This is a genomic window from Vibrio sp. 811 (assembly GCF_033339195.1).
This window is the reverse complement of record NZ_JAWOUB010000003.1, coordinates 342,864-369,774: the sequence shown is the minus strand read 5'-3', so window position 1 is coordinate 369,774 and position 26,911 is coordinate 342,864. Positions and strand designations below refer to the sequence as shown.

Annotated in this window: 27 protein-coding genes; 9 read left to right on the top strand and 18 right to left on the bottom strand. The window is 45.1% G+C overall.

Going from position 1 to position 26,911, the window contains the following annotated elements:
* Window positions 1-83: 83 nt before the first annotated feature.
* The 7 genes from hemW to R7Q46_RS08505 form a co-directional block, all read right to left on the bottom strand.
* A complete protein-coding gene (hemW, locus tag R7Q46_RS08535) occupies window positions 84-1,262 on the bottom strand; it encodes a radical SAM family heme chaperone HemW (protein WP_042521300.1) in 1,179 nt (392 codons plus the stop codon).
* Between the two features lie 18 nt (window positions 1,263-1,280).
* Window positions 1,281-1,883, bottom strand: a complete 603-nt coding sequence (locus tag R7Q46_RS08530; protein ID WP_167415453.1) for an XTP/dITP diphosphatase — start codon at window positions 1,881-1,883, stop codon at window positions 1,281-1,283.
* Between the two features lie 118 nt (window positions 1,884-2,001).
* Window positions 2,002-2,433: a DUF4426 domain-containing protein gene (locus R7Q46_RS08525; protein WP_213872065.1), complete on the bottom strand. Its 432-nt coding sequence runs from the start codon at window positions 2,431-2,433 to the stop codon at window positions 2,002-2,004.
* A 128-nt stretch (window positions 2,434-2,561) separates the two neighbouring features.
* A complete protein-coding gene (yggU, locus tag R7Q46_RS08520) occupies window positions 2,562-2,852 on the bottom strand; it encodes a DUF167 family protein YggU (RefSeq protein WP_213872064.1) in 291 nt (96 codons plus the stop codon).
* Window positions 2,852-3,409: a YggT family protein gene (locus R7Q46_RS08515; protein WP_005381012.1), complete on the bottom strand. Its 558-nt coding sequence runs from the start codon at window positions 3,407-3,409 to the stop codon at window positions 2,852-2,854. The genes yggU and R7Q46_RS08515 overlap by 1 nt, the downstream gene beginning before the upstream one ends.
* A 52-nt stretch (window positions 3,410-3,461) precedes the next feature.
* A complete protein-coding gene (proC, locus tag R7Q46_RS08510; RefSeq protein ID WP_005381013.1) occupies window positions 3,462-4,280 on the bottom strand; it encodes a pyrroline-5-carboxylate reductase in 819 nt (272 codons plus the stop codon).
* A 159-nt stretch (window positions 4,281-4,439) separates the two neighbouring features.
* Window positions 4,440-5,141 carry a YggS family pyridoxal phosphate-dependent enzyme gene (locus tag R7Q46_RS08505; protein WP_042521292.1) on the bottom strand — a complete coding sequence of 234 codons (702 nt, stop codon included), beginning with the start codon at window positions 5,139-5,141 and terminating at the stop codon, window positions 4,440-4,442.
* A gap of 28 nt (window positions 5,142-5,169) precedes the next feature.
* On the opposite strand from R7Q46_RS08505, the gene R7Q46_RS08500 reads away from it, so the two are divergent.
* Together R7Q46_RS08500 and R7Q46_RS08495 are read left to right on the top strand one after the other, a co-directional pair.
* Window positions 5,170-6,210, top strand: coding sequence for a type IV pilus twitching motility protein PilT (locus R7Q46_RS08500; protein WP_005381015.1), 1,041 nt, complete (start codon window positions 5,170-5,172; stop codon window positions 6,208-6,210).
* Window positions 6,211-6,240: 30 nt separating this feature from the next.
* Window positions 6,241-7,347, top strand: coding sequence for a PilT/PilU family type 4a pilus ATPase (locus R7Q46_RS08495; RefSeq protein WP_005381016.1), 1,107 nt, complete (start codon window positions 6,241-6,243; stop codon window positions 7,345-7,347).
* Window positions 7,348-7,408: 61 nt separating this feature from the next.
* On the opposite strand, the gene ruvX is transcribed toward R7Q46_RS08495, so the two are convergent.
* The 8 genes from ruvX to metK form a co-directional block, all read right to left on the bottom strand.
* The gene (gene ruvX, locus R7Q46_RS08490) at window positions 7,409-7,834 is read right to left on the bottom strand and encodes a Holliday junction resolvase RuvX (protein WP_005381017.1); all 426 of its coding nucleotides are present in this window, start codon (window positions 7,832-7,834) and stop codon (window positions 7,409-7,411) included.
* 35 nt (window positions 7,835-7,869) lie between these two features.
* The gene (locus R7Q46_RS08485) at window positions 7,870-8,433 is read right to left on the bottom strand and encodes a YqgE/AlgH family protein (RefSeq protein ID WP_005381020.1); all 564 of its coding nucleotides are present in this window, start codon (window positions 8,431-8,433) and stop codon (window positions 7,870-7,872) included.
* A gap of 128 nt (window positions 8,434-8,561) precedes the next feature.
* Window positions 8,562-9,512 carry a glutathione synthase gene (gene gshB / locus R7Q46_RS08480; RefSeq protein ID WP_005381021.1) on the bottom strand — a complete coding sequence of 317 codons (951 nt, stop codon included), beginning with the start codon at window positions 9,510-9,512 and terminating at the stop codon, window positions 8,562-8,564.
* A 13-nt stretch (window positions 9,513-9,525) separates the two neighbouring features.
* Complete coding sequence (gene rsmE, locus R7Q46_RS08475; RefSeq protein WP_154205024.1) at window positions 9,526-10,257, bottom strand: 16S rRNA (uracil(1498)-N(3))-methyltransferase; 732 nt, start codon at window positions 10,255-10,257, stop codon at window positions 9,526-9,528.
* Between the two features lie 113 nt (window positions 10,258-10,370).
* On the bottom strand, window positions 10,371-11,066 hold the full coding sequence (gene endA / locus R7Q46_RS08470) for a deoxyribonuclease I (RefSeq protein ID WP_005384533.1): 696 nt from the start codon (window positions 11,064-11,066) through the stop codon (window positions 10,371-10,373).
* A gap of 150 nt (window positions 11,067-11,216) precedes the next feature.
* Window positions 11,217-11,714 carry a SprT family zinc-dependent metalloprotease gene (locus R7Q46_RS08465; RefSeq protein ID WP_005381025.1) on the bottom strand — a complete coding sequence of 166 codons (498 nt, stop codon included), beginning with the start codon at window positions 11,712-11,714 and terminating at the stop codon, window positions 11,217-11,219.
* A 68-nt stretch (window positions 11,715-11,782) separates the two neighbouring features.
* Window positions 11,783-12,580 carry a DUF2189 domain-containing protein gene (locus R7Q46_RS08460; protein ID WP_005381026.1) on the bottom strand — a complete coding sequence of 266 codons (798 nt, stop codon included), beginning with the start codon at window positions 12,578-12,580 and terminating at the stop codon, window positions 11,783-11,785.
* 402 nt (window positions 12,581-12,982) lie between these two features.
* Window positions 12,983-14,137: a methionine adenosyltransferase gene (metK, locus tag R7Q46_RS08455; RefSeq protein ID WP_005384541.1), complete on the bottom strand. Its 1,155-nt coding sequence runs from the start codon at window positions 14,135-14,137 to the stop codon at window positions 12,983-12,985.
* Between the two features lie 315 nt (window positions 14,138-14,452).
* Here metK and tkt point away from each other — a divergent pair, with 315 nt between their 5' ends.
* The gene (gene tkt, locus R7Q46_RS08450) at window positions 14,453-16,447 is read left to right on the top strand and encodes a transketolase (protein ID WP_005381028.1); all 1,995 of its coding nucleotides are present in this window, start codon (window positions 14,453-14,455) and stop codon (window positions 16,445-16,447) included.
* Between the two features lie 91 nt (window positions 16,448-16,538).
* Here the strand turns inward: tkt and R7Q46_RS08445 are convergent, their stop codons facing one another.
* A complete protein-coding gene (locus tag R7Q46_RS08445; RefSeq protein ID WP_017633561.1) occupies window positions 16,539-17,432 on the bottom strand; it encodes a LysR family transcriptional regulator in 894 nt (297 codons plus the stop codon).
* A 140-nt stretch (window positions 17,433-17,572) separates the two neighbouring features.
* Here R7Q46_RS08445 and R7Q46_RS08440 point away from each other — a divergent pair, with 140 nt between their 5' ends.
* The 5 genes from R7Q46_RS08440 (at window position 17,573) to mscS (ending at window position 24,539) form a co-directional block, all read left to right on the top strand.
* Window positions 17,573-19,531 (top strand): ligand-gated channel protein, encoded by a 1,959-nt coding sequence (locus tag R7Q46_RS08440; RefSeq protein ID WP_262647718.1) that lies wholly within the window; start codon window positions 17,573-17,575, stop codon window positions 19,529-19,531.
* Between the two features lie 135 nt (window positions 19,532-19,666).
* On the top strand, window positions 19,667-20,704 hold the full coding sequence (epd, locus tag R7Q46_RS08435; protein WP_005384545.1) for an erythrose-4-phosphate dehydrogenase: 1,038 nt from the start codon (window positions 19,667-19,669) through the stop codon (window positions 20,702-20,704).
* 151 nt (window positions 20,705-20,855) lie between these two features.
* Window positions 20,856-22,016: a phosphoglycerate kinase gene (locus tag R7Q46_RS08430; RefSeq protein WP_005384547.1), complete on the top strand. Its 1,161-nt coding sequence runs from the start codon at window positions 20,856-20,858 to the stop codon at window positions 22,014-22,016.
* Window positions 22,017-22,170: 154 nt separating this feature from the next.
* On the top strand, window positions 22,171-23,247 hold the full coding sequence (gene fbaA / locus R7Q46_RS08425; RefSeq protein WP_005380996.1) for a class II fructose-bisphosphate aldolase: 1,077 nt from the start codon (window positions 22,171-22,173) through the stop codon (window positions 23,245-23,247).
* A 425-nt stretch (window positions 23,248-23,672) separates the two neighbouring features.
* Window positions 23,673-24,539, top strand: a complete 867-nt coding sequence (gene mscS / locus R7Q46_RS08420; protein WP_005384548.1) for a small-conductance mechanosensitive channel MscS — start codon at window positions 23,673-23,675, stop codon at window positions 24,537-24,539.
* 47 nt (window positions 24,540-24,586) lie between these two features.
* Here mscS and R7Q46_RS08415 read toward each other — a convergent pair whose 3' ends face one another.
* Both R7Q46_RS08415 and R7Q46_RS08410 read right to left on the bottom strand, forming a co-directional pair.
* Window positions 24,587-25,069, bottom strand: coding sequence for a YbaK/EbsC family protein (locus tag R7Q46_RS08415; protein WP_047103188.1), 483 nt, complete (start codon window positions 25,067-25,069; stop codon window positions 24,587-24,589).
* 26 nt (window positions 25,070-25,095) lie between these two features.
* Window positions 25,096-25,725: a LysE/ArgO family amino acid transporter gene (locus R7Q46_RS08410; protein ID WP_318077438.1), complete on the bottom strand. Its 630-nt coding sequence runs from the start codon at window positions 25,723-25,725 to the stop codon at window positions 25,096-25,098.
* A 147-nt stretch (window positions 25,726-25,872) separates the two neighbouring features.
* Here R7Q46_RS08410 and R7Q46_RS08405 point away from each other — a divergent pair, with 147 nt between their 5' ends.
* A complete protein-coding gene (locus R7Q46_RS08405; protein ID WP_025768836.1) occupies window positions 25,873-26,769 on the top strand; it encodes a LysR family transcriptional regulator ArgP in 897 nt (298 codons plus the stop codon).
* Window positions 26,770-26,911: the final 142 nt, after the last annotated feature.

The following is a 26,911-nucleotide window of genomic DNA, read 5'->3' as shown; positions in this document are numbered from 1 at the left end:
TTAAAATACAAAACGCCCGATGAAGTACATCGAGCGTTTTAGTTAAAAAGTGTCAACCCATATCAGGACGGGTCAGGGTTGCGTTACTCTTCGCTTTCTTCGGCCATAAAGGCTTCGAGCAAATCATTAAGGAAGAGCTTCCCTTTTTCAGTAATTTGCCAATGGGTAGCCGTTTCACTCAGGTAGCCCATTTCTATCGCCCAGTCGATGGTTTCTTGAATCGTACTAAGCGGTAAGCCCGTGGTGTCCACATAATCTTGCTTCGGACAGGCTTCGATTAAGCGGAATCGGTTCATAAAAAACTCGAATGGACGATCTTCATCCGCGACGACATGTTCTGTATGCAGATAAGGTTTGACCATATTTTGATAAGCCGCTAAATAGCCTCGCGGGTGTTTTACCTTTGTCGTTCGAATAATACGTCCGTCGGTAAAACTGAGTTTGCCATGAGAGCCACAACCGATACCAAGGTAATCACCAAAGCGCCAGTAGTTGAGGTTGTGCTGACACTGATAGCCCGGCTTGCTGTAACCGGAGATTTCATATTGCACATAACCCGCGGCTGCAAGTTTTTGGTGTCCGAGCTCGAAAATATCCCACAAGTCATCATCGTCAGGTAGCGTTGGTGGCTTGTAGTAGAACATGGTGTTTGGTTCGATGGTCAGCTGATACCAAGACAAGTGCGGCGGTGCCAACTCAATCGCTTTGTCCAAATCTGCCAAGGCTTGTTCGATGCTTTGATCAGGTAAGCCGTGCATGAGATCGAGGTTAAAGCTGTTCAAACCGATTTGGTGCGCCAGCTGAGCAGCGTTGACGGCTTCGTCTTGGCCGTGAATACGCCCCAAACGCTCAAGCTTTTGTTGCTCAAAGCTTTGCACGCCGATAGAGATACGCGTTACCCCGGCTTTACGGTAGCCAACAAAACGCTCTGCTTCGATGGTGCCTGGGTTCGCTTCCATGGTTATTTCGATTTCAGGCTTGAACGGAATACGCGCTTCAATGCCCTTAAGTAGACGCTCGATGCCTTCTGCCGAAATCAAACTCGGCGTACCACCACCAATGAAGATTGAATGCAGTGGACGTGGCGCTTCGTTAAGTCGGTATTTCTCAATGTCGGTATCCAAATCTTCTAAAAGGGCACTGATGTACTCTTCTTCTGGAATTTCGGTTTTGAGCGCGTGAGAGTTAAAGTCGCAATACGGGCACTTTTGCACACACCACGGGATGTGTACATACAAGCTGAGTGCTGGGGGCGTTAACATGGTCTAATTCGCTCGTGATTACTGAGACACTTGCTCAGACAGTTGAGCAAACAACGACTTGAGCGCTTTACCGCGGTGAGACAGTTGTTTCTTACGTGCAGGTTCAAGTTCGGCTGACGCACAGTTGTCTTCAGGAACAAAGAAGATTGGGTCGTAGCCAAAGCCATTTTTACCGTGTGCTTCAGTTAGAATTCGGCCTTCCCATTTACCGTGACAGACGATAGGCGTTGGGTCGTTCTCGTGACGCATGAGGACTAATACGCAGTGGAAACGTGCTGTACGCTCTGCTTCTGGTACGCCTTCCATTGCCGCTAGCAATTTTTCTAGATTCTCTTGATCAGATGCGCTCTCGCCTGCGTAACGTGCAGAGTAAATGCCCGGAGCGCCTTTTAAGAAATCGACTTCTAAGCCAGAGTCATCTGCAATCGCAGGAAGCCCTGTTTCTTGTGCGGCATGGCGAGCTTTAATGATTGCGTTTTCAATGAAAGTTGTACCCGTTTCAGCTACTTCCGATACATTGAATTCACTTTGCGCTAATACTTCAAAGCCGAAGTCAGACAACAAATCTGCCATTTCACGAACTTTGCCTTGGTTACCAGTTGCTAGCACAATTTTTTTCATGGGAATCTCTTTTAATAGTGATAGAGGAGAACAAATCGTTCTCCTCTAGATATTCTTTAACTAATAAGTGGTTTTTAGCCTGCTTAGATCCAAAAGCTTTTGGAACATCACAACCCAATTACTCTTCAACATAAAACTTCTGGGTGAATTTAAGCTTACCTGAGCCTTTGTTTCCAGCTTTTACGTCAATATCGAAAGTAAAAGTTTCTTCGTGGGTAATTGGTAGTTCGGCTAAATAGTATATCGCATTGCCTTCTTTGACTTCACGAAAGGTCAAGGTCTGAGTTTGGCCGATAAGGTTCTTCGCGCGTCCAGCAATTTTTGCTTCTAATGCTGGCTTACCCAATGAAGCTCTATCTAACACGCTAATATTAACCACAGCGAGGTATCCATTACGTTTGATATCGTAGCTACGTGCGACTTTGGGTGTTAGGAATGTTGAGTTAAACGCGACATAGTGTATTTCGATATCTTTCATATTTTTAAACTGATCGGCGAAGCTTGGTAACGACAACAGGCTAATCAGTAATGCGGTAATCCATTTGCTCATTGTTACTTCCTCAAAGCACTTGTTATAAAACAACCAAAGCTGCAATTTTACCTTGGTCAGGGGGTAAAAAATGCGTACTCAGTCGTTGGTATTAGTAAGTGTGGTACAAAATCGTAAATAAAAAGCCATCATAAGATGGCTTTAAATTCTGTCGGTATCTGGGTAGGCGATTCTATCCGAATTTGTTTGTGCCGTCCTAATTCACCTTTTTCTATGTGAACCAAGCCCTTAGCGATTTTAAACTGCTTGGCTAAGAACTTAGTTAGGTGTGCATTAGCTTTGCCATCGACAGGTGGAGCAGTAATGGCGATTTTTAGCTCTTCACCATGCAAGCCAACGATTTTATCGCGGCTAGCTTTAGGTTGAATATAGAGCTTCAGGATGATGTCCTCACCATCTTGCCAAACTGCAGCTGACATTATAGCTGGAACCAAATTGGACCAATGATATCGCCCATTAAGAAGTTCGCGAACTGCAAGCCGATAAATAACACTAGTACGCTTAAATCAAGACCACCAATAGCCGGAAGAATACGACGGATTGGAGCGCACATTGGCTCGGTCAGTTGATGGAATACGTACTCGATAGGGCTGCGGCCTTGGCTTACCCAGCTCAAAATTGCACGGATCAATAGTACCCAGAACAATAGGCCACCTGCGGCTTTGATTAATGATAATAAGCCCAAGAATAAGAAGTCAGCGCTGAAAGAGACGGAACCGTTCGAAGCTATTAGGATAAGCACGACAAATTTAAGCACACACAACACGTAGGCAAACAACACGGTTGCTAGGTCAATATTCCCCACGGAAGGGATAACGCGGCGCAATGGACCAATGACCGGCTGAGTCGCTTTTACTATAAATTGCGAGAATGGGTTGTAGAAGTCTGCGCGCGCAGCTTGCAACCAAATTCGCAAAATTACGACCATGATGTACAGGTCAAATAGGGTTGAGATGAGAAAACTCATTGAATTCATAAGGTACCCTTAACAAGTGATGGATGATACTAAACGGAGTTCATCCAAATAATTAAAACAGTTTTTCCATTTCTTCCGCGCGAGCCACAGCAGCTTGCATGGCTTTAGCGACAATATCTGAAAGTTGATGTTCGTTGAATGTACGCAGTGCTTCTGCCGTTGTCCCACCTTTCGAAGTTACGTTCTCACGCAGGGTCGATAGCTCAGTTTCTGGGTTGCTAACCACCATACTGGCCGCGCCCAGTGCAGCTTGCTGAACCAATAGTCGAGCGGTCTCTTTATCAAAGCCTTGCGCAATCGCTTCTGCTTGCATCGCTTCCATAAACAGGAAGAAGTATGCTGGAGCACTGCCCGCTGCGGCAATCACATTATTGATGCCAGACTCTTGCTCAACCCAACATACTTTACCGACCGCTTCCATTAACTCTGCGGCAAAAGCTTTGTCGTGCTCGGTTACATGAGTTGGTGCGAACAACCCACTCATACCCAATCCAAGTTGTGATGGCGTATTTGGCATAACACGAACCAAGTTCAATTTGGTGGCTAGCATATCATCCAATCGTGAACAGTTGATGCCTGCGGCAATAGAAATCACCAGTTTATTAGTGAAATCGATCGATTGCAGTGGTTTACAGACATCCGCCATCATTTGCGGTTTTACAGACAATACCACCACATCCGCCTCGGTCGCAGCTTGGATGTTATCGCTGGTGGTACGGATGCCAAAATCTTGTTCTAGCAGAAGGCGGCGAGCCTCTGAAGGAGCAGTCGCGGTAATGTTTTGCGCTGGGTATCCGTTAGCAACCAAGCCGGAAACAATGGCTCTCACCATGTTGCCAGCACCAATGAAGGCGATTTTTTTATGTTCCATTTGTCTGATTTCCATCATGATATTTAGAATTTGTTGTGCGCTCAGGTGTATAATGGCGCCGCTGTTACTTACTGCTCCTATTGGCGAGTAAGATGATTGCGCATTTACGCTCTAACGATTGACGACATAACTTATGTCGCGAGTGAGCGTTTTGTTGATTTAGCTGTAGTCTCGTGCGCCGAAAATAGCGGTTCCAATACGAACCATTGTACTACCAGCTTCGATTGCAGCGGTCATATCACCACTCATTCCCATTGATAATGTATCGATTTCTGGGAACTGTGCTTCGAGTGTTTGCTTCAACGTAGCCAACTTCTGAAATTCACGGAGTTGTGATTCGTAGTCAGACACGTTGGCAGGAATCGACATCAACCCTCTTAAAGTGAGGTTGGGTAGGCGAGAAATCAACTCCGCCAGCTCGAATACTTCCGCTTCAGTGACACCAGATTTAGATACCTCACCACTGGTGTTAACCTGAATCAGAACTTGTAGCGGTTTAAGTTCGCTTGGCCGCTGATCATTCAGGCGTTGAGCAATCTTGGTTCGATCGATGGTGTGAACCCAATCGAAATGTTCAGCAACAAGTCGCGATTTATTCGATTGAATCGGGCCAATGAAGTGCCATTCGATTCGATTATCTGGATAATGCTCGGCAAAGTGCTGAACTTTACTGACGCCCTCTTGAACGTAGTTTTCACCAAAGGCGGTTTGTCCCGCTTGGTAGGCTTCGAGAATTGCCTCGACAGGTTTAGTTTTGCTTACCGCTAGAAGTTGCACTGACTCTGGAGTTCGACCACATTTTTGCTCGTCATATCGAATTTGAGAGGTGATATGTTCAATATTTTGTTGAATACTACTCATAGCTGTACTTTAGACTTAAGGATTTTAAATGGATATCACTGAGTTACTGGATTTTAGTGTAAAACATAATGCCTCGGATCTACATCTTTCTGCAGGTGTCCCACCAATGGTTCGTATTGATGGGGATGTAAGAAAACTAGGCATTCCAGCGTTTACACACCAAGAAGTGCATCGTTTGGTTTTCGAAATCATGAACGATGCCCAGCGCAGTGAGTTCGAAGAAAAACTCGAAGTCGATTTCTCTTTTGAGTTGCATAACGTTGGCCGTTTCCGTGTCAACGCTTTCAACCAATCTCGCGGTTGTGCGGCAGTATTCCGTACCATTCCAAGTAGCATTCCAACTCTGGAAGAGCTAGAAGCGCCAGAGATCTTCAAAAAAATTGCGAACGCTGAAAAAGGCTTAGTTCTGGTCACTGGCCCAACAGGTTCAGGTAAATCGACGACCTTAGCAGCCATTGTTGACTACATTAACCGTAATCACAACAAGCACGTACTCACAATTGAAGATCCGATTGAATTTGTTCACAACAACAATAAATGTTTGATTAACCAGCGTGAAGTTCACCGTGACACCCATAGTTTCCAAAACGCACTGCGCAGCGCATTGCGCGAAGACCCAGACGTTATTCTGGTTGGTGAGATGCGTGACAAAGAAACCATCAGCCTTGCCTTAACGGCGGCAGAAACGGGTCACTTAGTTTTCGGGACGTTGCACACCAGCTCGGCGGCAAAAACCATTGACCGTATTATCGATGTGTTTCCTGGTAGTGATAAAGATATGGTTCGCTCGATGCTATCTGAGTCCCTTCGTTCGGTTATCGCGCAAAAGCTTCTGAAGCGTAATGGTGGTGGCCGTATTGCATGCCATGAAATTATGATGGCAACGCCTGCGATTCGTAACTTGATCCGCGAAGACAAAGTCGCGCAGATGTATTCGATCATTCAAACAGGTGCGGCTCACGGCATGCAAACCATGGAGCAAAATGCTCGTCAGTTAATGGCGCAAGGCATGGTTGCTCGTGAAGAGGTCGATAGTAAGATCGGATTAGAAGTGCAGCAATTCTCGTAACGTTCATACAGATAATGGTGAATACGGAAGATGGATCTAGATAAATTTCTCGAAGGCATGCTGGCGCTGAAAGCGTCGGATCTTTACATCACGGTTGGAGCGCCAATTCTATTTCGTGTGGATGGCGAATTGCGTCCGCAAGGGGAAAAACTCACCGAGAGTGATGTGGCTGCATTACTCGATAGCGCTATGGAACCAGATCGGCGTCAGGAATTTCGTAAAAGTCGCGAGTCGAATTTTGCCATTGTGAGAGATTGTGGTCGCTTCCGTGTGAGTGCCTTTTTTCAACGCGAGTTACCAGGCGCAGTGATTCGTCGTATTGAAACTAATATTCCTACTTTTGAGCAGTTAAAGTTACCGTTAGTGTTGCAAGATTTGGCGATAGCTAAGCGTGGTTTGGTGCTGGTGGTCGGTGCTACTGGATCGGGTAAATCGACCACCATGGCGGCGATGACAGGCTATCGAAACAGCAATAAAACCGGGCACATTTTGACGGTCGAAGATCCGATCGAATTCGTGCATGAACACAAGCGCTGTATCGTGACTCAACGCGAAGTTGGGTTAGATACGGAAAGCTATGAAGTTGCGCTTAAAAACTCGCTGCGCCAAGCACCAGATATGATTTTGATTGGTGAGATCCGTAGCCGTGAAACAATGGAATACGCGATGACCTTCGCCGAAACGGGTCACCTGTGTATGGCAACGTTGCACGCCAATAATGCCAACCAAGCTTTAGAGCGCATTCTTCACTTGGTACCGAAAGATCAAAAAGAACAATTCTTGTTCGATTTGTCGATGAACCTAAAAGGCGTGGTTGGTCAGCAGTTGATCCGAGATAAAAATGGGCAGGGACGTCATGGTGTATTTGAGATCTTGCTAAATAGCCCACGTGTGTCGGATTTGATTCGTCGCGGAGATTTACATGAGTTGAAGTCAACCATGGCTCGCTCAAATGAGTTTGGTATGCTGACGTTCGATCAATCTCTTTATAAGTTAGTGATGCAAGGTAAGATCAGCGAAGAGGATGCACTACATAGTGCCGACTCGGCAAATGATCTGCGCTTGATGTTGAAAACGCAGCGTGGTGAAGCATTCTCTACGGGCAGTTTGGCGAACGTTAAGATCGATATGGATTAATCCAATCCAGAAACAAAAAAGGTTGGCAGGAGCCAACCTTTTTTCATTGTGCTTGAAGTGTTTACTCACCCCAAAGGGCTTCAAACCAGCTTTCTAGAATCACCACTGCTGACTGGCAGTCAACATTACCTTTCGATAGGGCTTTGTAGCCGCCCATGCTGAACAACTCCGCACGAGCTTCTGCTGTAGATAAACGCTCATCATGCAGTTCAACTGGCAATCCGTATCGGCCTTGCAGACGCTTAGCAAATTTTCGTGCACGAGGGGTTATGGTCTCAAGGTCTTTACCATGCAGATCGGTCGGTAAACCGACCACTAGCAAATCTGGTTGCCACTCTTTGATTTGCTTTTCGATATCGTCCCAGTTTGGAATACCGTCATTGGCTTTAAAGGCTTTTAATGGGGAAGCTGTACCAGTAATTTCTTGGCCAATAGCGCTACCAATGCTTTTGGTTCCAAAGTCAAAAGCCATAATTGTGCGTGACATAAGGTGTCTCTATCTAATGTAACTGTATATTTGGACTAAGCATGTCCAGAGTCTGCTGAAAGGTGACTTGGGTCGATGCCCAGCTTTTCGACCGCTTTCTTCCAACGCTCGTTGATTGGTGTATTAAAGATAATTTCAGGCGTCGCTTCAATGGTGAGCCAAGAGTTTTCGACCAGCTCACTTTCTAATTGGCCTGCACTCCAACCGGAGTAGCCAAGTGCCACTAAGTAATCACTTGGTTCTGCTTCTGTTCCTAACACCGACAGAATATCACGCGAAGTGGTTACCGCGAGGTCATCGGTCATTTGGACGCTGGACTCGTAGTAATCTTTGGGTTTATGCAAAATAAAACCACGATCTTCCGAGATTGGGCCGCCATTGTAAACTGGTCTATCTAGACTGGCTTCAAATAGGCGCGGGTGTACTGGCTGAACTTCCACCTGCTTGAGCATGTTGCCGACGGTGATATCAACAGGAGCATTGATCATCAGCCCCATAGCGCCGTCTTCGTTGTGCTCACAAACGTAGATCACGCTGTTTTGAAAGTACGGATCTTTCATCCCAGGCATGGCAACCAAAAAGTGATTTGTGAGATTCATACTCATATTGACCCTTAACTCTCGTAAATGCCCTTAAGCAAACATCATACAGTTTATCATCTAGGTATGTGCATGAGTTTGCTTAAGTTAATGTACTACGCTCTCTATTAACTGTAATACAGTTTGAGTTATTCGCCTTTTACTCGACGCTCAATCGCATCCATCAGTTTGCCTGTGATTGAGATATCAAAAGCAGCTTCAATTTCGCGAATACAGGTTGGGCTGGTGACGTTGATTTCTGTTAGCTTGTCGCCAATTACGTCAAGGCCAACAAAGATAAGGCCTTTTTCTTTCAGTGTCGGAGCAACGGTTTGCGCAATTTTGAGGTCGGTTTCGCTTAGCGGACGAGCTTCACCAGTACCACCAGCGGCTAGGTTGCCGCGCGTTTCGCCTTTAGCAGGAATGCGTGCTAGACAGTAAGGCATAGGTTCGCCATCTACCACTAGGATACGTTTGTCACCGTTGCTGATATCTGGCACGAAGGTTTGTGCCATTGCGTAGTTTTGACCGTGGTTAGTCAATGTCTCGATGATCACAGAGACGTTTGGATCGTTTTCTTTCACACGGAAGATGGACGCGCCACCCATACCATCAAGCGGTTTCAGGATGACATCACCATGTTTTTCACGAAATTCTTTAATTTTCTCTGCTTTTCGCGTCACGATAGTTGTAGGTGTCAGCTCTGGGAACCATGCTGTAAACAGCTTTTCGTTACAATCACGTAAGCTTTGAGGCTTGTTAACGATCAGTGCACCTTGTTCTTCTGCACGCTCAAGGATGTAAGTCGCGTAGATGTATTCAGTATCAAACGGAGGATCTTTACGCATTAGCACCGCGTCTAGCTCAGACAGTTCGATAGTTTGCTCTGATTTGAACTCGTACCAACCGTTTGGATCTTCTTTTAGTTCCACCACTTTAGTATCTGCAATGGCAACGCCTTGATCGAGATGCAGATCATTCATTTCCATGTAGTGGATTTCATAGCCGCGTCGTTGCGCTTCAAGCATCATGGCAAAGCTAGAGTCTTTTTTGATGTTAATGGACGAGATTGGGTCCATTACGATACCGAGTTTGATCATTATTTTTCTCCGTTTAACCAAGATCGCCGAAACGAACTTGTAAGGCTGTAATTGCTGTCAGAGCCGCTGTTTCGGTGCGCAGAACGCGAGGGCCGAGTAGCGTTTCTTCAAATTGGTATTCTCGAGTCATCTCGATCTCTTCAGACGATAAACCGCCTTCAGGACCGATCAGTAGGCGCACTTTTTCAACCGGGGTTGGCAAAGTGTTGATTGAGTATTTAGCACGAGGGTGAAGGTTAAGCTTTAAACCATCGTACTCTTCTTGACACCACTCTTCCAAGCTCATAATTGGACGAATTTCGGGCACGACATTACGCCCACATTGCTCACAGGCACTGATGGCGATTTTCTGCCATTGCGCGAGTTTTTTCTCAAAACGCTTTTGGTCAAGCTTGACGCCACAACGTTCAGAAATCAGAGGAGTGATGGTATTGACGCCAAGTTCAACAGACTTTTGGATGGTGAACTCCATCTTATCGCCACGTGAAATGACTTGACCAAGGTGCAGATCTAAAGGGGATTCAATACTGCTTTCTACACGCTCGGTGATGTTAACCAAAACTGATTTCTTGCTGACTTCACTGATAACCGCTGGGAACTCTGCGCCACTGCCGTCAAAAAGGAGAACGTCTTGGCCTTCTTTCATGCGCAAAACACGACCGATATGGCCTGCTGCGTCGTCACTTAAAGCAAGTGAGCCAAGTTGATGAATGGTTTCTGGATGATAAATTCGAGGGGTACGCATGAGATTTCCAGCAAGAGAATAAACTTAAACCCTAACATGGATGCTTTGCACCGAAAAAACAAGGGGCAAGAAGCGTTTCAATATCAGTAATTGAAACGCTTCGAGGTCGGAGGTTACAGTGCGCGGCAGGCTTCTTGAACAAATGGGTTGTGATTGCCCTGTACTTTTGCAATGCGCTCGTCACGCTCACATTCCCATTTATCGGCAGGATAGGTTTTGTTCCAAGCACTCATTAATTGCGTTTGCTGCTTCGACAGTTTGAAACCGTACTCTTTGCTCATGTATAGATAGGTACGAGCAATTGAACCACGCGCACGGTCTGGTGGCATGACTTTACGCTGCTTAAAGTTCACTTGCATCTCACAGCGACCATAACTCACGCCATCCATACCGTTCCATTGACTGAAGTTGTAGTTCGAACGGTCACCGTTTACTTCACCAATAGCAGGAGTTAGGTTGTGCAAGTCTGCTTCCATCAAACGAAAAGTTTTGTCTTTTTTCTTACAGTTTTTACGTCCGCCATCTTGCCAGCATTGACGCTGGTGGCCAAATTGCCACGCAGGAACAATGTGCTCCCATTCGATTCGTGCAGCCCGTTTTTCTTGTTTACGGACTTGGTAACCGCAAGAGGCTAAATCGGGTAAGCCTTTCTTGCCTTGCCATTGAATGTTACAGCCACAGTAGAAGCTTGTTGGGTGGTCTTGATAAATTTTGACCGCCTCACGTTTGGCTGCAGAGAATGAGCTCGGTGGCGCGGCAATCGCAGTGCTAGAAAGCGCGATAAGCAACAGAGAGAGTAAGTATTTCATGATAAAAGTCTTTATAAAGTATGACTTTATTCATGATAACACGCATAAAATAGCTTTAGTGATGAGTAAGTTAACAATAAGTGGCGAAGGGAAGGTTTTGATCAACTCGATTTTTATTTTGGGAACGCAAGTAACACTATGAGGTAAGGGCTACGATAATTGAATGCCGGTGAAGTTAAGTGGTTGGCGACATTTTTGACAAGAGTACGTCGCCTCTTTGCGCAGCACTTTATTATGACGGCGAATCGATAGAGGGTAGGTCATACAACCACAACGATACTCAAAGGTTTTACCTTGAACGGATTTTACTTCAAAGCTGTGAGTGGTTTTGGCTGGTACGTTAAATACGGCTTCCATGACGCCTTTCCATTCTTTACCGTGAGGCCTTACTCGCCCGTAAACCTGATAAGTAATCAGGTGTGCTACTTCATGAGGAATGACTTCATCTAAGAATGCTTGGGTGTTTTCGCGAAATAAAACAGGGTTTAGGCGTACTTGATTTAATTGAAGGTAGGCTTTTCCTGCCGCTTTCCCACGGACGTCGAAGGTGATTGTTGGAATCGGGAAAGAACGTTTGAAAGCTTGTTCCGCCATCGCGATACAGCCCGCCATCACTTGCTTGGCTTTATAGCTGAGTTCTATATCCACAATTCACCTCGATAAATTAAATAAAAAAGCCCCCGCATTTGCGAGGGCCAGATCATAGCATCAGTTAATTATGGTGTGTGTTTTTTCTTGATGGTGGCATGGTAAGCGTGCCATGTACCGTAGCCTAGAATTGGCATGGTAAACAACATTCCGATCCCGTAGGTCGCAAAGCCGATAAGAATACCGCCACAGATGATCGCTGCCCAAACAATCATTGCTGGAATGTTGGATTTCACTGCATTAAAGCTGGTAAATACAGCGGTCATCATGTCTACGCGACGCTCCATCATGAGAGGAATAGAAAAGGCTGAAATGCTAAACACCACACAAGCCAAAACAAAGCCAACTAAAGAGCCGATGACAAGGAAGGGTAGGAACTCACTTAAAGGTGCCCCTTGAACAGAAGGGTAGAGCGCATGAAGTAGAGCGGCAATGCGCATCCAAAATATCATACACACTGCGAGTAACACGGCGAACGCCCATTGAGATGTTGAGTTACGACCGATCGCTTTCATTGAATGGAACAAGCTTGCTTTGTGTCCGCGCTCTCTCTCCCAACTGGCATCATACAAGCCCAGCGCGAGAAACGGACCAATTAACATGTAAACAATCAAACTGGGCATGACGACTAAGTGTGTGCCTTGCCACTGTACGAGCAAAACAATGCCTATCGCAGCTGCCATAAAACAGATGCCATAGAAAGCACTAATAAGCGGCATTCGCACGAAATCATGCAGACCTAATGCGAGCCAATGAAAAGGTGCAGAAAGATTGACCGTATTGCACGGTATGGTTCTGGCGTATTCGTTGTCTGGCACTTCCTTTCGCTTGTTGTGGAAGTCCGATGGATTAACAGTTCGAGGCATAACTCCTCCTTGATTTATTCCCACATTATCCGCTTATACCAACTGACAGCGGTTTTTGTTCAGTCAAACTTGAAGCGACTTTTTCAAGTTTACATCTGAGCATTGGCTTAGTTTGGTATCGGCCATAAAGATGCTTAACTCATGTCTTTACTTAAGTGTTGCTTCCACAGTCGCCAGCATCCGACGTCTCTATTTAAATTGGAATTAACAATATTTTAACTATTGGCGGAGATGGGATAATTTACAAATAATTGCTTAAAATTTATTCGGTATAAAAATGAGGGAGAAACAGGACTGCTTTGTGGGGCAGGGCGGTATGAGCCGAAATGACTAGATAAAAGTTGCTGAAAATAAAAAGCCCCCGCCATAGGCGAGGGCTTGATTGATTCTTGCTTGGCTTGATTATTTGATGCCAGCGAAATCGCGTAGAAGTGCAGCTTTGTCTGTCGCTTCCCACGGGAATTCTTCACGACCGAAGTGACCGTAAGCCGCTGTCTTCTTGTAGATAGGTTGAAGAAGGTTAAGCATTTCTTGTAGACCGTATGGACGTAGGTCGAAGAATTGACGAACCGCTTCAATGATGATGTCGTGAGGTACTTTCTCAGTACCGAACGTTTCCACCATGATAGACGTTGGATCAGCAACACCGATTGCGTAAGAAAGTTGGATCTCACAACGGTCAGCCATGCCTGCCGCTACGATGTTTTTCGCTACGTAGCGTGCTGCGTATGCTGCACTACGGTCAACTTTTGATGGATCTTTACCAGAAAACGCACCGCCACCGTGACGAGCTGCGCCGCCGTAGGTATCTACGATGATCTTACGACCAGTTAGGCCACAGTCACCCATAGGCCCACCGATTACGAAGCGACCGGTTGGGTTAATGAAGAAGTTTGTTTCTTTGTTGATCCACTCAGAAGGTAGCACTGGCTTAATGATCTCTTCCATTACCGCTTCACGCAGGTCTGAAGTTGAGATTGAGTCACAGTGTTGAGTTGAAAGAACAACCGCGTCGATACCAACGATGTTACCTTGATCGTATTGGAATGTTACCTGAGATTTTGCATCAGGACGCAACCAAGGTAGTGTGCCGTTTTTACGAACTTCTGCTTGCTTTTGAACAAGACGGTGAGAGTAAGTAATTGGCGCTGGCATTAGTACTTCAGTTTCGTTACAAGCGTAACCAAACATGATGCCTTGGTCGCCTGCACCTTGTTCTTTAGGGTCAGCTTTATCAACACCTTGGTTGATATCTGGCGACTGTTTACCGATTGTGTTTAGTACCGCACAAGAATCTGCGTCAAAGCCCATATCTGAATGTACGTAGCCGATTTCACGAACGGTTTCACGAGTTAACTCTTCGATGTCTACCCATGCTGAAGTCGTGATTTCACCACCCACCATTACCATACCGGTTTTAACGTAAGTCTCACATGCAACACGAGCCTTTGGATCTTGCTCTAGAATCGCGTCAAGAACCGCATCAGAAATCTGGTCTGCAATTTTATCTGGATGACCTTCTGATACTGACTCAGAAGTAAACAGGTGCTTAGCCATGTTAGCTCCACTATATCTGGTTTAAAACTGGGGAATGATAAACTCTCCAGCGCAAATTAATACTAATTTTTGTAGGTGTATCTACATCTAGACGTCTATTCTAAATTTGATTGCTCGAATTACAAGCTCTTTTTTGGTTTTTGTTATAACCAAACGTTTGCCTGATTTATTGATAATTTTAAGAACTTCGAACGATTTGGCGCGAAAGGTGCAATATTTGTGAGGTTTTGGACTGGAAAACGTTTGCACACCCAACAGGGCTTTGAGAGAATTATGACCTACTTTTCGTTTCGCTTAATGTACTCAGGAGCAGACATGTCGTCTCGTAAACATCTTGCCAATGCAATTCGTGCTCTAAGCATGGATGGTGTTCAACAAGCTAACTCAGGCCACCCAGGCGCACCAATGGGTATGGCTGATATCGCTGAAGTTCTTTGGCGCTCTCACCTAAACCATAACCCTTCAAACCCAGAGTGGGCCGACCGCGATCGCTTTGTGCTGTCAAACGGTCATGGGTCAATGCTTATTTACTCTCTACTGCACTTAAGCGGTTACGAGCTATCTATTGACGATCTGAAAAACTTCCGTCAATTGCACTCAAAAACCCCAGGTCACCCAGAGTACGGCTACGCGCCTGGTATCGAGACAACAACGGGTCCTCTAGGTCAAGGCATCACTAACGCTGTTGGTATGGCGATCGCAGAGAAAGCACTAGCGGCACAGTTCAACAAAGAAGGTCACGATATCGTTGACCACTTTACGTATGTGTTCATGGGTGACGGCTGTCTAATGGAAGGCATCTCGCATGAAGCATGCTCTCTTGCTGGGACGTTAGGTCTAGGCAAACTGATCGCGTTTTGGGATGACAACGGCATTTCTATCGACGGTCACGTTGAAGGCTGGTTCTCTGACGATACACCTAAGCGTTTTGAAGCGTACGGCTGGCATGTAATCCCAGCAGTCGATGGTCACGACTCAGACGCGATCAACGCAGCAATTGAAGCAGCAAAAGCGGACCCACGTCCTACGCTTATCTGTACCAAAACAATTATCGGTTTCGGTTCTCCTAACAAGTCTGGTTCGCACGACTGTCACGGTGCACCACTAGGTCACGATGAAATCCAAGCGGCTCGCGAATACCTAGGTTGGGAGTACGGCCCATTTGAGATCCCGGCAGATGTTTACGCTGAGTGGGATGCAAAAGAAGCGGGCGCCGCGAAAGAAGCAGCTTGGAATGAAAAATTCGAAGCATACGCTGCAGCTTACCCTGCTGAAGCGGCAGAGCTTAAACGTCGTCTAAACGGCGAACTTCCTGCACAGTGGGAAGAAAAAGCGAACCAAATCATTGCTGATCTTCAAGCAAACCCAGCGAACATTGCATCACGTAAAGCATCGCAAAATGCACTAGAAGCGTTTGGTCAAATGCTTCCTGAGTTTATGGGTGGTTCTGCTGACCTAGCGCCTTCTAACCTGACCATGTGGTCTGGTTCTAAGTCTCTAGAAACGGAGGACTTCTCTGGCAACTACATCCACTACGGTGTACGCGAATTCGGTATGACTGCTATCATCAACGGTATCGCATTGCACGGTGGTTTCGTTCCTTACGGCGCAACATTCCTAATGTTCATGGAATACGCTCGTAACGCAATGCGTATGGCTGCGCTGATGAAAATTCAGAACATCCAAGTTTACACGCATGATTCGATCGGTCTTGGCGAAGATGGCCCAACTCACCAACCTGTTGAGCAAATGGCGTCTCTACGTGTAACTCCAAACATGAGCACATGGCGCCCATGTGACCAAGTTGAGTCTGCAGTTGCATGGAAACTAGCGATTGAACGTAAAGATGCACCAACTGCACTTATCTTCTCTCGTCAAAACCTAGCGCAACAAGAGCGTACTGCTGAACAAGTCGCAGACATCGCGAAAGGTGCTTACATCCTGAAAGATAGCGAAGGTAAGCCTGAGCTAATCCTTATCGCAACAGGTTCTGAGGTTGAGCTTGCAGTGAAAGCCGCTGAGCAACTAACTTCAGAAGGCAAGAAAGTACGCGTTGTTTCAATGCCATCAACAGATGCATTCGATAAACAAGACGCTGCTTACCGTGAATCTGTACTGCCATCAGACGTAACGGCACGTATCGCTATTGAAGCGGGCATTGCTGATTTCTGGTACAAGTACGTTGGCTTCGACGGTCGCATCATCGGTATGACAACATTCGGTGAATCTGCACCTGCTGGTCAGCTATTCGAGATGTTTGGCTTCACGACTGAAAACGTAGTGAACACAGCAAAAGAATTGCTAGCGTAATTGTAGGACCGTCTAAACAGTCAAACGTAAACGACGATTGTTAAACGCTAAAGTTAGAAAGGCCATCATTATGATGGCCTTTTTATTTTTGTCAGGTTTTCCAACCTTGTGGAATGCTTTGGTGAATGCAGTCTAAAAGTACGGATAAGCGCAGTGGTGGTCGTCCTGCTGGTGTATAGCAGTTAATGGAAATAGGCTCAGAAAGCCAACCTTCTAAGCAAGGTGTGATTCGCCCTGGGTGATGTTTCTCATAGCCGCATGCTGTCCAAGTCGGCAGCAGTCCAATACCATGACCATTCGCGATACTGTCTATTTGCATTGCTATGTTGTCGCTGTATAAGCGACTAACAAAGGGTTCTAAAAAGAATTCACCGTGTTGAGGGTGTGCTAGCATCAATCCATTTTCTTGCACTGAACCAAAATCGATCCATGGATGTGCTTCAAGTTCTTTGGGGTGCGGTATAGGCCCATGTTGTTTTAGATAATTTGGAGAGGCAAAAGGCGTATAGCGAAATACCCCCAGCACTTCTTTTCGCCAGTCTAGCTCTTTACGTTCACCGAGCCAGATGAACAAATCTGGGTCATGATGCGCCTCAGAAAAGTCACTGGTAAGTTGAACTCTAACATCGGGATTATCAGCAAGAAAACGATTGAGTACGCCGCCGAGCCAGCTTCTAACTAAGGCAGTGTGACAAACAATATGCAGTGGCCCTGAAACTTGGTTCGTTAAACCTTGGAGTGCATCATAACTCTCTTCACTTAACTCAAGAATCTGGCGGCTGTAGTGGGCAAAGATTTCTCCAGCTCTTGTCAGAACTAATCGATTACCTTGCCTAGCGGTTAGAGCCTGACCGAAGTCTTCTTCTAATTGTGCCAAGCGACGACTTAGCGTTGATTTTGGCTGATTAAGGGCTTTAGCAGCGGCTGTCAAACTTTTATGCTGATTGAGCGCATCAAAGGCTCTAATTGATGCTAAGTCGTGCATATTTCTTTTACTCCTTACTGCGTTATGTACGAGTTCCATAAATGGAAAGAACCGTTCCATAACTCTCACTATGCATCTCATTCTATTTGTGAATAATTCACTTTCGAAAATAATAATCATTATCAATTATGGAGATGTAGATGTCTACTCTTAGACTGCCAGTTATTACCGCAACTGGTATTTTAGCCTTCGTCAGTGTCCCTCATGTTTTTGCCAATGATGCAGTTTCTAAAATGGAAACAGTGGTTGTAACTGCATCAAGTTATGAGCAATCTCAAGCGGACGCGCCTGCAAGTATTAGTGTGATTTCACGTGAGGAGTTGGACTCCCGTTATTACCGCGATGTGACTGATGCACTAAAAAGTGTGCCAGGTGTTGTCGTGACAGGTGGTGGTGATACCACCGACATTAGTATCCGTGGTATGGGTTCTAAATACACTTTGATACTGGTCGATGGTAAACGTCAAAGTACGCGTGAAACTCGTCCAAATAGTGACGGCCCTGGTATCGAACAAGGTTGGTTACCTCCTCTTCAAGCGATTGAGCGAATCGAAGTTATTCGTGGCCCAATGTCGACGCTTTACGGTTCTGATGCGATTGGTGGTGTGATTAACGTCATCACACGAAAAGATGCGCTAGAGTGGACGGGTAATGTTCAACTGGGCACGGTACTACAAGAGAATAGTCGCTCAGGGGGAGAGCAGAGCGCGAACTTTTTCGTTAATGGTCCGTTGGCTGAAAATTTATCTCTCCGAGTATATGGTCAGTACACAACCAGAGAAGAAGATGACATCGAATACGGTTATGAAGATAAAGATATGCAGAGTATCTCTTCAAAACTGACTTACCAGATTAATGATCGCCACTCGGTGCAATTAGAGGGCGGCACGTCGGCACAAAGTCGTCGTGGCAATGTGGGCCTTTCAGTGCCGACCACAGGGTGTCGTGGTGGGTGTGAAGATTCACTGAATGAATATCGTCGTAATTACGTAACGGTAAGCCACAACGGTGATTGGGATTCGGTGGGAATTTCAGATACTTACTTACAGCGAGAAGAGAGCGAGAACAAATCTCGTGAGATGACGATCACCAACACCACGTTCAAATCGAGCTTGGTGACTGGTATCGGAAACCATACGTTGACGACGGGTGTGGACGCCACTCATGCAGAGCTTGAGGATTTTACTTCCAATAAAGCATCATCGAAGACCGAAACATCGAATACGCAGTGGGCTGTTTTCATTGAAGATGAATGGAGAATCGCCGATCCGTTTAGCGTTACGCTTGGTGGTCGTCTAGATCATGACGAAAACTATGGCGCGCATTTTAGTCCGCGTGTTTACGGTGTATGGCGAGTTGACCCGTCTTGGACGGTGAAAGGCGGTGTGGCAACAGGTTTCCGTTCTCCACAATTACGTGAAATTACTCCTGGCTGGGCGCAAGTCAGTGGCGGCGGTAACATCTATGGTAACCCAGATCTTGACCCTGAAACGTCGCTAAACAAAGAAATCAGCGTCTTGTATCAAGGTGATTCTGGCTTAGATGTCTCTTTGACAGCGTTCCATAACGAATTCAAAGACAAGATCACACGTGTTGTTTGTCCAGACACTATCTGTACTGATGGTCCAAACCAATGGGGCGCAGATCCAACGTACCGTATTAACGTGGATGAAGCCGTCACACAAGGTATTGAAGCGACCTTAGCATCGCCGTTAACGGAAACCATTTACCTTAGCTCGAGCTACACATTTACCGACTCAGAGCAAAAAACAGGTGAATACAAAGGCATGCCGCTGCAGCAGTTACCAAAGCATCTGTTTAATGTGGATGTGACTTGGCAAACGACAACAGATCTAGAGAGCTGGGCGAAAGTCACGTACCGAGGTAAAGAAATGGATCCGGTTACTGGCCCATCAAGAAACAGTATTGTAGAACCAGCTTATACCTTTGTGGACGCCGGTGTGACATACCAGTTAACCGACAATACTCGTATTAAAGGCGCTATCTATAACTTGCTAGACGAGGAAATCAGTTACGAAGAATACGGATATATTGAAGATGGTCGTCGCTACTGGTTAGGTTTAGACGTCGCATTTTAATTATCTATCGTTGTAATAAGGTCGAGCATAGTCTCGACCTTTTTTAATCCTGCTTTACTGTGATTCAACAGGTGCGTTTGTCAGCCTGATCAGGTAGTATCTGTGACACGAAATTTTTGGTAGGGCGAAGGATAAATGCTAAAGGTTGCGATCAATGGATTTGGACGTATAGGTCGTAATGTTCTGCGAGCGGTGTATGAAAGCGGAAAACACCAGCAGATCAAGGTTGTGGCGGTTAACGAACTAGCACAGCCAGAGGCGATGGCACACCTACTGCAATATGACACCAGTCATGGTCGCTTTGGTAAAAAAATTTCCCATGACCAAGAACATTTGCATGTTCATCATGACAGCGGTGAATATGATTCCATTCGCATTCTCCACCTCTCCGAAATCGAATTACTTCCTTGGCGTGATTTAGAAGTTGATATCGTCTTGGATTGCACTGGCGTATTTGGTTCGCAAGCGGATGGGCAAGCGCATATAGAAGCTGGCGCGAAGAAAGTACTGTTTTCGCACCCGGGCGCAAACGACCTAGATAATACGATTATCTATGGCGTGAACCACGAAACTCTGAAAGACGAGCACCGTGTTGTCTCCAATGGCTCTTGCACCACCAACTGTATCGTTCCCATCATTAAAGTATTAGACGAAGCCTTCGGCATAGAGTCTGGCACCATTACCACAATTCATTCGTCCATGAACGATCAACAAGTAATTGATGCGTATCATAACGACTTACGCCGTACCCGCGCTGCAAGCCAATCTATTATTCCGGTGGACACTAAGTTGCATAAGGGGATTGAAAGAATCTTCCCGAAATTTTCCAACAAATTCGAAGCAATTTCTGTTCGTGTTCCAACGGTTAACGTCACTGCAATGGATTTAAGTGTCACAATTAGTACAAATGTGAAAGTTAATGACGTAAATCAAACCATTGTTAACGCATCTCAGTGTACATTACGTAACATTGTTGACTATACTGAATCGCCACTCGTTTCCATCGACTTTAACCACGACCCCCATAGTGCGATTGTGGATGGAAGCCAGACTAGAGTGAGTAACGGGCAACTTGTAAAAATGCTCGTTTGGTGCGACAACGAATGGGGCTTTGCTAACCGGATGCTGGATACTGCCTTAGCAATGCAAGCTTCTTCGCAAGTGGAACAGTAATGACGAAGAAGTGATGGAGAATTTTTATTTCAAGCCTTGAAATAAATCCATAATATCTCCATATCTATAACCAGTTTGAAGAATTAACAGGCTTGGCAGGGTTGCCGAGTTTTCAAAAACTTTAATTATTAAATATTTGAGAGGACACATCATGTCTGTAATCAAGATGACTGACCTGGATCTTGCAGGTAAACGTGTATTTATCCGTGCTGACCTAAACGTGCCAGTAAAAGACGGTAAAGTAACTTCGGATGCACGTATCATCGCATCTCTTCCAACTATTAAGCACTGCCTAGAAGCAGGCGCTAAAGTAATGGTTACGTCTCACCTAGGTCGCCCAACTGAAGGTGAATACGCTGAAGAGTTCTCTCTACAACCAGTTGTTAACTACCTAAACGACGCACTAGATTGCGAAGTGAAGCTAGCAAAAGACTACCTAGATGGCCTAGAGCTAAATGCGGGTGAACTTGTTGTTCTTGAAAACGTTCGCTTCAACAAAGGCGAAAAGAAAAACGACGAAGAGCTATCTAAGAAATACGCAGCACTATGTGACGTATTCGTAATGGACGCATTCGGTACGGCTCACCGTGCTCAAGCATCTACTCACGGCGTTGGTATGCACGCAGACGTAGCATGTGCTGGTCCTCTACTAGCGAACGAACTAGAAGCGCTAGGCAAAGCAATGGACAAGCCAGCTCGTCCAATGGTTGCTATCGTAGGTGGTTCAAAAGTTTCTACTAAGCTAACGGTTCTTGAGTCTCTATCTAAAATCGCTGACCAACTCGTTGTTGGTGGTGGTATTGCTAACACATTCATCGCAGCTGCTGGCCACAACGTTGGTAAGTCTCTATACGAAGCAGACCTAGTTGAAACAGCTAAGAAGCTAATGGACGAGTGTGCAATTCCAGTAGCAACTGACGTTGCATGTGCGAAAGCATTTGACGAGAACGCAGAAGCTGAAATTAAGCACGTTTCTGAAGTACAAGACGACGACATGATCTTCGACCTTGGTCCAGATTCAACTGCTGAACTAGCTGAAATCCTTAAAAACGCTAAGACTATCCTATGGAATGGTCCAGTAGGCGTATTCGAATTCAAGAACTTCGAAGCAGGTACTAAAGGTATCTCTGAAGCTATCGCAGCTTCTGAAGGCTTCTCTGTTGCTGGTGGTGGTGACACGCTAGCGGCTATCGACAAGTTCGGTATCAAAGCGGATGTATCTTACATCTCTACTGGCGGCGGCGCTTTCCTTGAGTTCGTAGAAGGTAAAGTTCTTCCAGCAGTAGAAATGCTAGAAGCACGCGCTAAGTAATTAAAGCAAAGCGGGGGAGTGATTCTCCCGCTTTCTTGTTTGCTGCAACGTGTGAGGAACTCTGCTAGAATAGCCTCAGTTGTGAGCAAACGTTTGCAAGATTTTCAACTTAACAAGTTTTGTTTAAAAACGACAGATAAATAGGATTACATCCATGTCTAAGATCTTCGACTTCGTAAAACCAGGTGTTATCTCTGGCGATGACGTTCAGAAAGTATTTGAAGTTGCAAAAGAAAACAGCTTTGCACTTCCAGCAGTAAACTGTGTGGGTACTGACTCTGTAAACGCAGTACTTGAAGCAGCTGCAAAAGTTAAAGCTCCAGTTATCGTTCAGTTCTCTAACGGTGGCGCTGCTTTCTTTGCTGGTAAAGGTCTAAAACTTGAAGGTCAAGAAGCTCAAATCCTAGGTGCTGTTGCTGGTGCGAAATACGTTCACGCTGTAGCTGAAGCTTACGGTGTTCCAGTAATCCTACACACTGACCACGCAGCTAAGAAACTACTTCCTTGGATCGACGGTCTACTAGACGCTGGTGAAGAGTACTTCGCGCAAACTGGTAAGCCACTATTCTCTTCTCACATGATCGACCTTTCTGAAGAGTCTCTAGAAGAGAACATCGAAATTTCTGCTAAGTACCTAGAGCGCATGGCTAAAATGAACATGACTCTAGAAATCGAACTAGGTTGTACTGGTGGTGAAGAAGACGGCGTTGACAACTCTGATATGGATGCGTCTGAGCTATACACTTCTCCAGAAGACGTTGCATACGCATACGAGAAACTAAGCGCAATCAGCCACCGTTTCACTATCGCAGCATCTTTCGGTAACGTACACGGCGTATACAAGCCAGGTAACGTTGTACTAACTCCAACTATCCTACGTGATTCTCAAGCGCACGTTTCTGAGAAATTCGGTCTTCCAGCGAACTCTCTAAACTTCGTATTCCACGGCGGTTCAGGTTCTTCTCTAGAAGAAATCCGTGAATCTATCGGCTACGGTGTGATCAAAATGAACATCGATACTGATACACAGTGGGCTACTTGGGATGGTATCCGTAAGTTCGAAGCTGAAAACCACGATTACCTACAAGGTCAGATCGGTAACCCAACTGGTGAAGATGCACCAAACAAGAAGTACTACGATCCACGCGTATGGCTACGTGCAGGCCAAGCTTCAATGGTTACTCGTCTAGAGCAAGCATTTGCTGACCTTAACGCAGTTGACGTACTATAATCGTTACTGATTAAGTTACTTAAAAACCCGCTCTTTGAGCGGGTTTTTTTATATCTATCATTTTCTTCCCCTCTGCTTTCTCCCGATATTTTTATGCGTTAGGTTGTATTTGCTAGTGAGATATCTCACCTTTAACGTTTTTTTTAAAGAAAACATGGGAATATCAGTCTTAAGAGTGGCGAAATCAGAGTGCATTGCGTAACCTGTAACAAGTCAGTGTCAGAAAGCTCTGATAAAGTCTTGTTTTGCATATCTTTGCGAAACTCTGACTTTGAAAAAAGTCAGAGTTGGGATATTGTGCCAAAAATCTGACACTGTTCAGTGGAGCAATAGGGATGTTGTTTTAGAAAAGAGCCTTTAAAAAACAAGGTTCATAAATTAACGGCAATTGGATTTATATCTCTTTATTTTTGAGGATAAGAATTATGGCAGGTGAATCGGTGGGTATCGATACCACTTTAACGGATGGTCTAACTCAGGCTGAAACTTGGCTGACAAACAATTCAGATCTACTGGTTCAGTACGGTGTGAACATTATCTCTGCGGTGCTTATTCTGTTTATCGGTAATCTTATCGTTAAGGCAGTCGCTGGTAGTGTTTCTAAAGTACTAGAAAAGAAAAACATGGATAAGGCCGTCGTTGAATTTATTCACGGTCTTGTTCGTTACTTGCTATTTGTAATCGTGCTAATCGCGGCTCTTGGTCGATTAGGAGTTCAAACCGCTTCTGTTGTTGCTGTGATTGGTGCGGCAGGTCTTGCTGTTGGTCTTGCACTACAAGGTTCACTATCAAACTTTGCAGCAGGCGTACTTATTGTTGCGTTCCGTCCATTCAAATCAGGCGACTACGTAGAAATCGGTGGTGTAGCGGGTAGTGTTGAAGCAATTCAAATCTTCCAAACAGTTCTAAAAACACCAGACAACAAAATGGTTGTTGTGCCTAACTCTTCAGTTATCGGCGGTGCCATTACTAACTACTCTCGCCATGCGACACGACGTGTCGACCTAGTGATTGGTGTTTCATACAAAGCAGATCTTAAACTAACGAAGAAAGTGATTCGTGAGACGCTAGAGAAAGATCCACGTATCTTGAAAGACCCAGATATCACAATTGGTGTACTTACGTTAGCAGACTCTTCAGTTAACTTTGTGGTTCGTCCATGGGTGAAAACTGCAGATTACTGGGGCGTATACTTTGATGCAATGCAAGGTATTAAAGAAGCATTGGATGAAAATGGTATCGAGATTCCATTCCCACAAATGGATGTTCACCTGAACAAAGTCGACGCTTAATCAAAAGCAGTCGATATTCAAAAGCGAGGCCAATAGGCCTCGCTTTTTTATATTTCGTAAAGGGTGTGATGACCAGTAAGTAAGAGGCGTTTTAGATGTTTACCTGCAAATCCAAATGTGAACTCAGGTAAGCCAGGCGTATAGAGCAACTCTTGATGTTGATAGAGATTGGTATCAACAATGATAGTGATGTATTCCGGTAAGCCTATTGGGCAAACCGCGCCGGGTACGCAACCTAACACTTCGACCATTTCATCGTCATTACAAATAGAGGGACGTTTACCTGTAATCGCTTTAATCTGCTTGGCATCGAGGCGCGAGTCCTTATCTGTCAGATAAACCGCGTAACCTTGTCCTTTGAGTGTTAAAAAGAGGCTTTTGGTATGCGTACCCGTCCAACCAAGCTCTCTCGCAATGCGTATATCTGTCTCAAAGTCTAAGATGGCTTCGTGCTGCCATTCCCGAAAAGGAATAGAGAGCGCGTTGAATCGCTCTCTATTGTTGTTATAAATACGTTTTAGTGACTCCATGTCTTTGCTGCCTTACTACCTTATGATTACCAATACTTATCAATAAGCTCACTCGCTAAGATATACGCTATTGTGAACATCATCATTGCGATTGCAATGTCGATGGTTTTTTTCACTTTTGGTTTAGGGAGTGTTGGACCTAGTTTGGCGGCTCCTATCGATAAAGTGTAGAACCAAACAAAGGAAGCCATAATCGTACCTAGTGCAAAAGCAATGCGATCATGGCCTTCAAATTGTCCACCGATCGAACCTAGAATAACGACTGTATCTAAATATAAGTGCGGATTAAGCACAGTGACGGCTAACGCACCTAGAATAACCGTTCGACGACCTCGAGCTACGATCTCCCCTTTTGATTCCGATTCACTCTCTGGCTTAAAAGCACTTTTTAGTGAGAGCAGTCCATAGAAGCTCAAGAAAGCAATACCACCAAGTGTCACCGACGTCAGTAAGATTTCATTTTGAGACAGAATTGCACCACCACCAAAAATACCTAGAGAGATGAAAATCATATCTAGCACGCTACAAATAGTGGCGGTTGTTAGGTGGTGGTTACGCTTTATGCCTTGATTTAAAACATACGCATTTTGCGCCCCGATCGGAATGATCATTGATGCTCCTAAACCAAAACCTTGCAATAGAACCCACAAGCTCACACTTCACCTCACTTCAAAATAACAAATACATTTACAGAAAGGGGAAAGATAAAGCGTTTATCTAAATAAGTATAATTAATGATTTTAATCTTACATTAGATAGACTAATTTAACGGGAGGCGTTTGATCAAGAGTGAGAGGAAAGGTATGCGAGGGTTAGATTACAAATGGATTGAGGCATTAGACGCTATAGTTTATCAGGGTAGCTTTGAGCGTGCTGCCGAGCATTTATTTGTTTCTCAATCCGCCATTTCTCAACGTATCAAGCAGTTAGAGAAGTTTCTCGCGCAGCCTGTTTTAATTCGAAGCCAGCCACCTAAGCCAACGCTAATTGGTAAAAAATTGTTGGGTCTTTATCGGCGAGTACGCTTGCTAGAGCATGAAATTCTCCCCGAATTAAAAAATGATACCAGTACGCGACCTGTGCAACTCTCTTTAGCGACTAATGCAGATAGCCTTGCAACATGGCTACTGCCAGCGCTGCAAAATGTTATGAAGCAGCGTCAAGTTGAACTAAAACTGACTATCTATGGTGAATACCGCTCTATTGAAAAACTCAAAAGTGGCGAAGTGACAGGAGCGATCAGCTTGGAGTCCCAGCCAATCCCCGGATGCAGAGCAGACTATTTAGGTCGCATCGATTATGTTTGTGTCGCGAGCCCAGAGTTCTATCAGCGTTATTTTTCTAAAGGCGTAAATAATCAGACATTGGCAAAAGCACCGGCCGTTTCATATGACCAATATGATGATCTACATAAAACATTTCTTACCGAGCATTTTAACGTCAATCCTGACAGCGTTATTCATCACAACATCAGTAGTTCTGAAGCGTTTCTAAAAGTGGCGTTAGCTGGTGTTGCTTATTGCTTGATCCCCCGCTTGCAAATTACCGACGAATTAGACAGAGGTGTGTTGGTTGATGTGACTCCAGGTTTTTTAATGTCCCATCGGATTTATTGGCACCACTGGCAGTTAGAAACTGGGGTATTACAAGAAATCTCACACGCGATAGTGGGGTATGCGCAGCAGCATCTACCTCAATAAGTTTGTCAGAGCTGCATATCGTTAACTTAAGTGTGTTTTGTTTAAAAATTACGCCAATGTTACATAGTCAAAGTTGTGTTAGAAGTCACTATGGGTGCTTGGATAATCGGCGGAAGTTTCTATTATGAAACCACACGCTTTC

Excerpts from the sequence above, each read along its gene's own strand:
- R7Q46_RS08485 (WP_005381020.1), bottom strand. The coding sequence starts at position 8,433 with ATGAATCTCACAAATCACTTTTTGGTTGCCATGCCTGGGATGAAAGAT.
- R7Q46_RS08445 (WP_017633561.1), bottom strand. The coding sequence starts at position 17,432 with ATGCACGACTTAGCATCAATTAGAGCCTTTGATGCGCTCAATCAGCAT.
- R7Q46_RS08525 (WP_213872065.1), bottom strand. The coding sequence starts at position 2,433 with ATGAGCAAATGGATTACCGCATTACTGATTAGCCTGTTGTCGTTACCA.
- epd (WP_005384545.1), top strand. The coding sequence starts at position 19,667 with ATGCTAAAGGTTGCGATCAATGGATTTGGACGTATAGGTCGTAATGTT.
- R7Q46_RS08460 (WP_005381026.1), bottom strand. The coding sequence starts at position 12,580 with ATGCCTCGAACTGTTAATCCATCGGACTTCCACAACAAGCGAAAGGAA.
- R7Q46_RS08495 (WP_005381016.1), top strand. The coding sequence starts at position 6,241 with ATGGATCTAGATAAATTTCTCGAAGGCATGCTGGCGCTGAAAGCGTCG.
- yggU (WP_213872064.1), bottom strand. The coding sequence starts at position 2,852 with ATGTCAGCTGCAGTTTGGCAAGATGGTGAGGACATCATCCTGAAGCTC.
- R7Q46_RS08505 (WP_042521292.1), bottom strand. The coding sequence starts at position 5,141 with ATGAGTAGTATTCAACAAAATATTGAACATATCACCTCTCAAATTCGA.
- hemW (WP_042521300.1), bottom strand. The coding sequence starts at position 1,262 with ATGTTAACGCCCCCAGCACTCAGCTTGTATGTACACATCCCGTGGTGT.
- rsmE (WP_154205024.1), bottom strand. The coding sequence starts at position 10,257 with ATGCGTACCCCTCGAATTTATCATCCAGAAACCATTCATCAACTTGGC.
- R7Q46_RS08500 (WP_005381015.1), top strand. The coding sequence starts at position 5,170 with ATGGATATCACTGAGTTACTGGATTTTAGTGTAAAACATAATGCCTCG.
- fbaA (WP_005380996.1), top strand. The coding sequence starts at position 22,171 with ATGTCTAAGATCTTCGACTTCGTAAAACCAGGTGTTATCTCTGGCGAT.
- ruvX (WP_005381017.1), bottom strand. The coding sequence starts at position 7,834 with ATGTCACGCACAATTATGGCTTTTGACTTTGGAACCAAAAGCATTGGT.
- R7Q46_RS08415 (WP_047103188.1), bottom strand. The coding sequence starts at position 25,069 with ATGGAGTCACTAAAACGTATTTATAACAACAATAGAGAGCGATTCAAC.
- R7Q46_RS08430 (WP_005384547.1), top strand. The coding sequence starts at position 20,856 with ATGTCTGTAATCAAGATGACTGACCTGGATCTTGCAGGTAAACGTGTA.
- metK (WP_005384541.1), bottom strand. The coding sequence starts at position 14,137 with ATGGCTAAGCACCTGTTTACTTCTGAGTCAGTATCAGAAGGTCATCCA.
- proC (WP_005381013.1), bottom strand. The coding sequence starts at position 4,280 with ATGGAACATAAAAAAATCGCCTTCATTGGTGCTGGCAACATGGTGAGA.
- gshB (WP_005381021.1), bottom strand. The coding sequence starts at position 9,512 with ATGATCAAACTCGGTATCGTAATGGACCCAATCTCGTCCATTAACATC.
- R7Q46_RS08440 (WP_262647718.1), top strand. The coding sequence starts at position 17,573 with ATGTCTACTCTTAGACTGCCAGTTATTACCGCAACTGGTATTTTAGCC.
- endA (WP_005384533.1), bottom strand. The coding sequence starts at position 11,066 with ATGAAATACTTACTCTCTCTGTTGCTTATCGCGCTTTCTAGCACTGCG.
- R7Q46_RS08515 (WP_005381012.1), bottom strand. The coding sequence starts at position 3,409 with ATGAATTCAATGAGTTTTCTCATCTCAACCCTATTTGACCTGTACATC.
- tkt (WP_005381028.1), top strand. The coding sequence starts at position 14,453 with ATGTCGTCTCGTAAACATCTTGCCAATGCAATTCGTGCTCTAAGCATG.
- R7Q46_RS08530 (WP_167415453.1), bottom strand. The coding sequence starts at position 1,883 with ATGAAAAAAATTGTGCTAGCAACTGGTAACCAAGGCAAAGTTCGTGAA.
- R7Q46_RS08405 (WP_025768836.1), top strand. The coding sequence starts at position 25,873 with ATGCGAGGGTTAGATTACAAATGGATTGAGGCATTAGACGCTATAGTT.
- mscS (WP_005384548.1), top strand. The coding sequence starts at position 23,673 with ATGGCAGGTGAATCGGTGGGTATCGATACCACTTTAACGGATGGTCTA.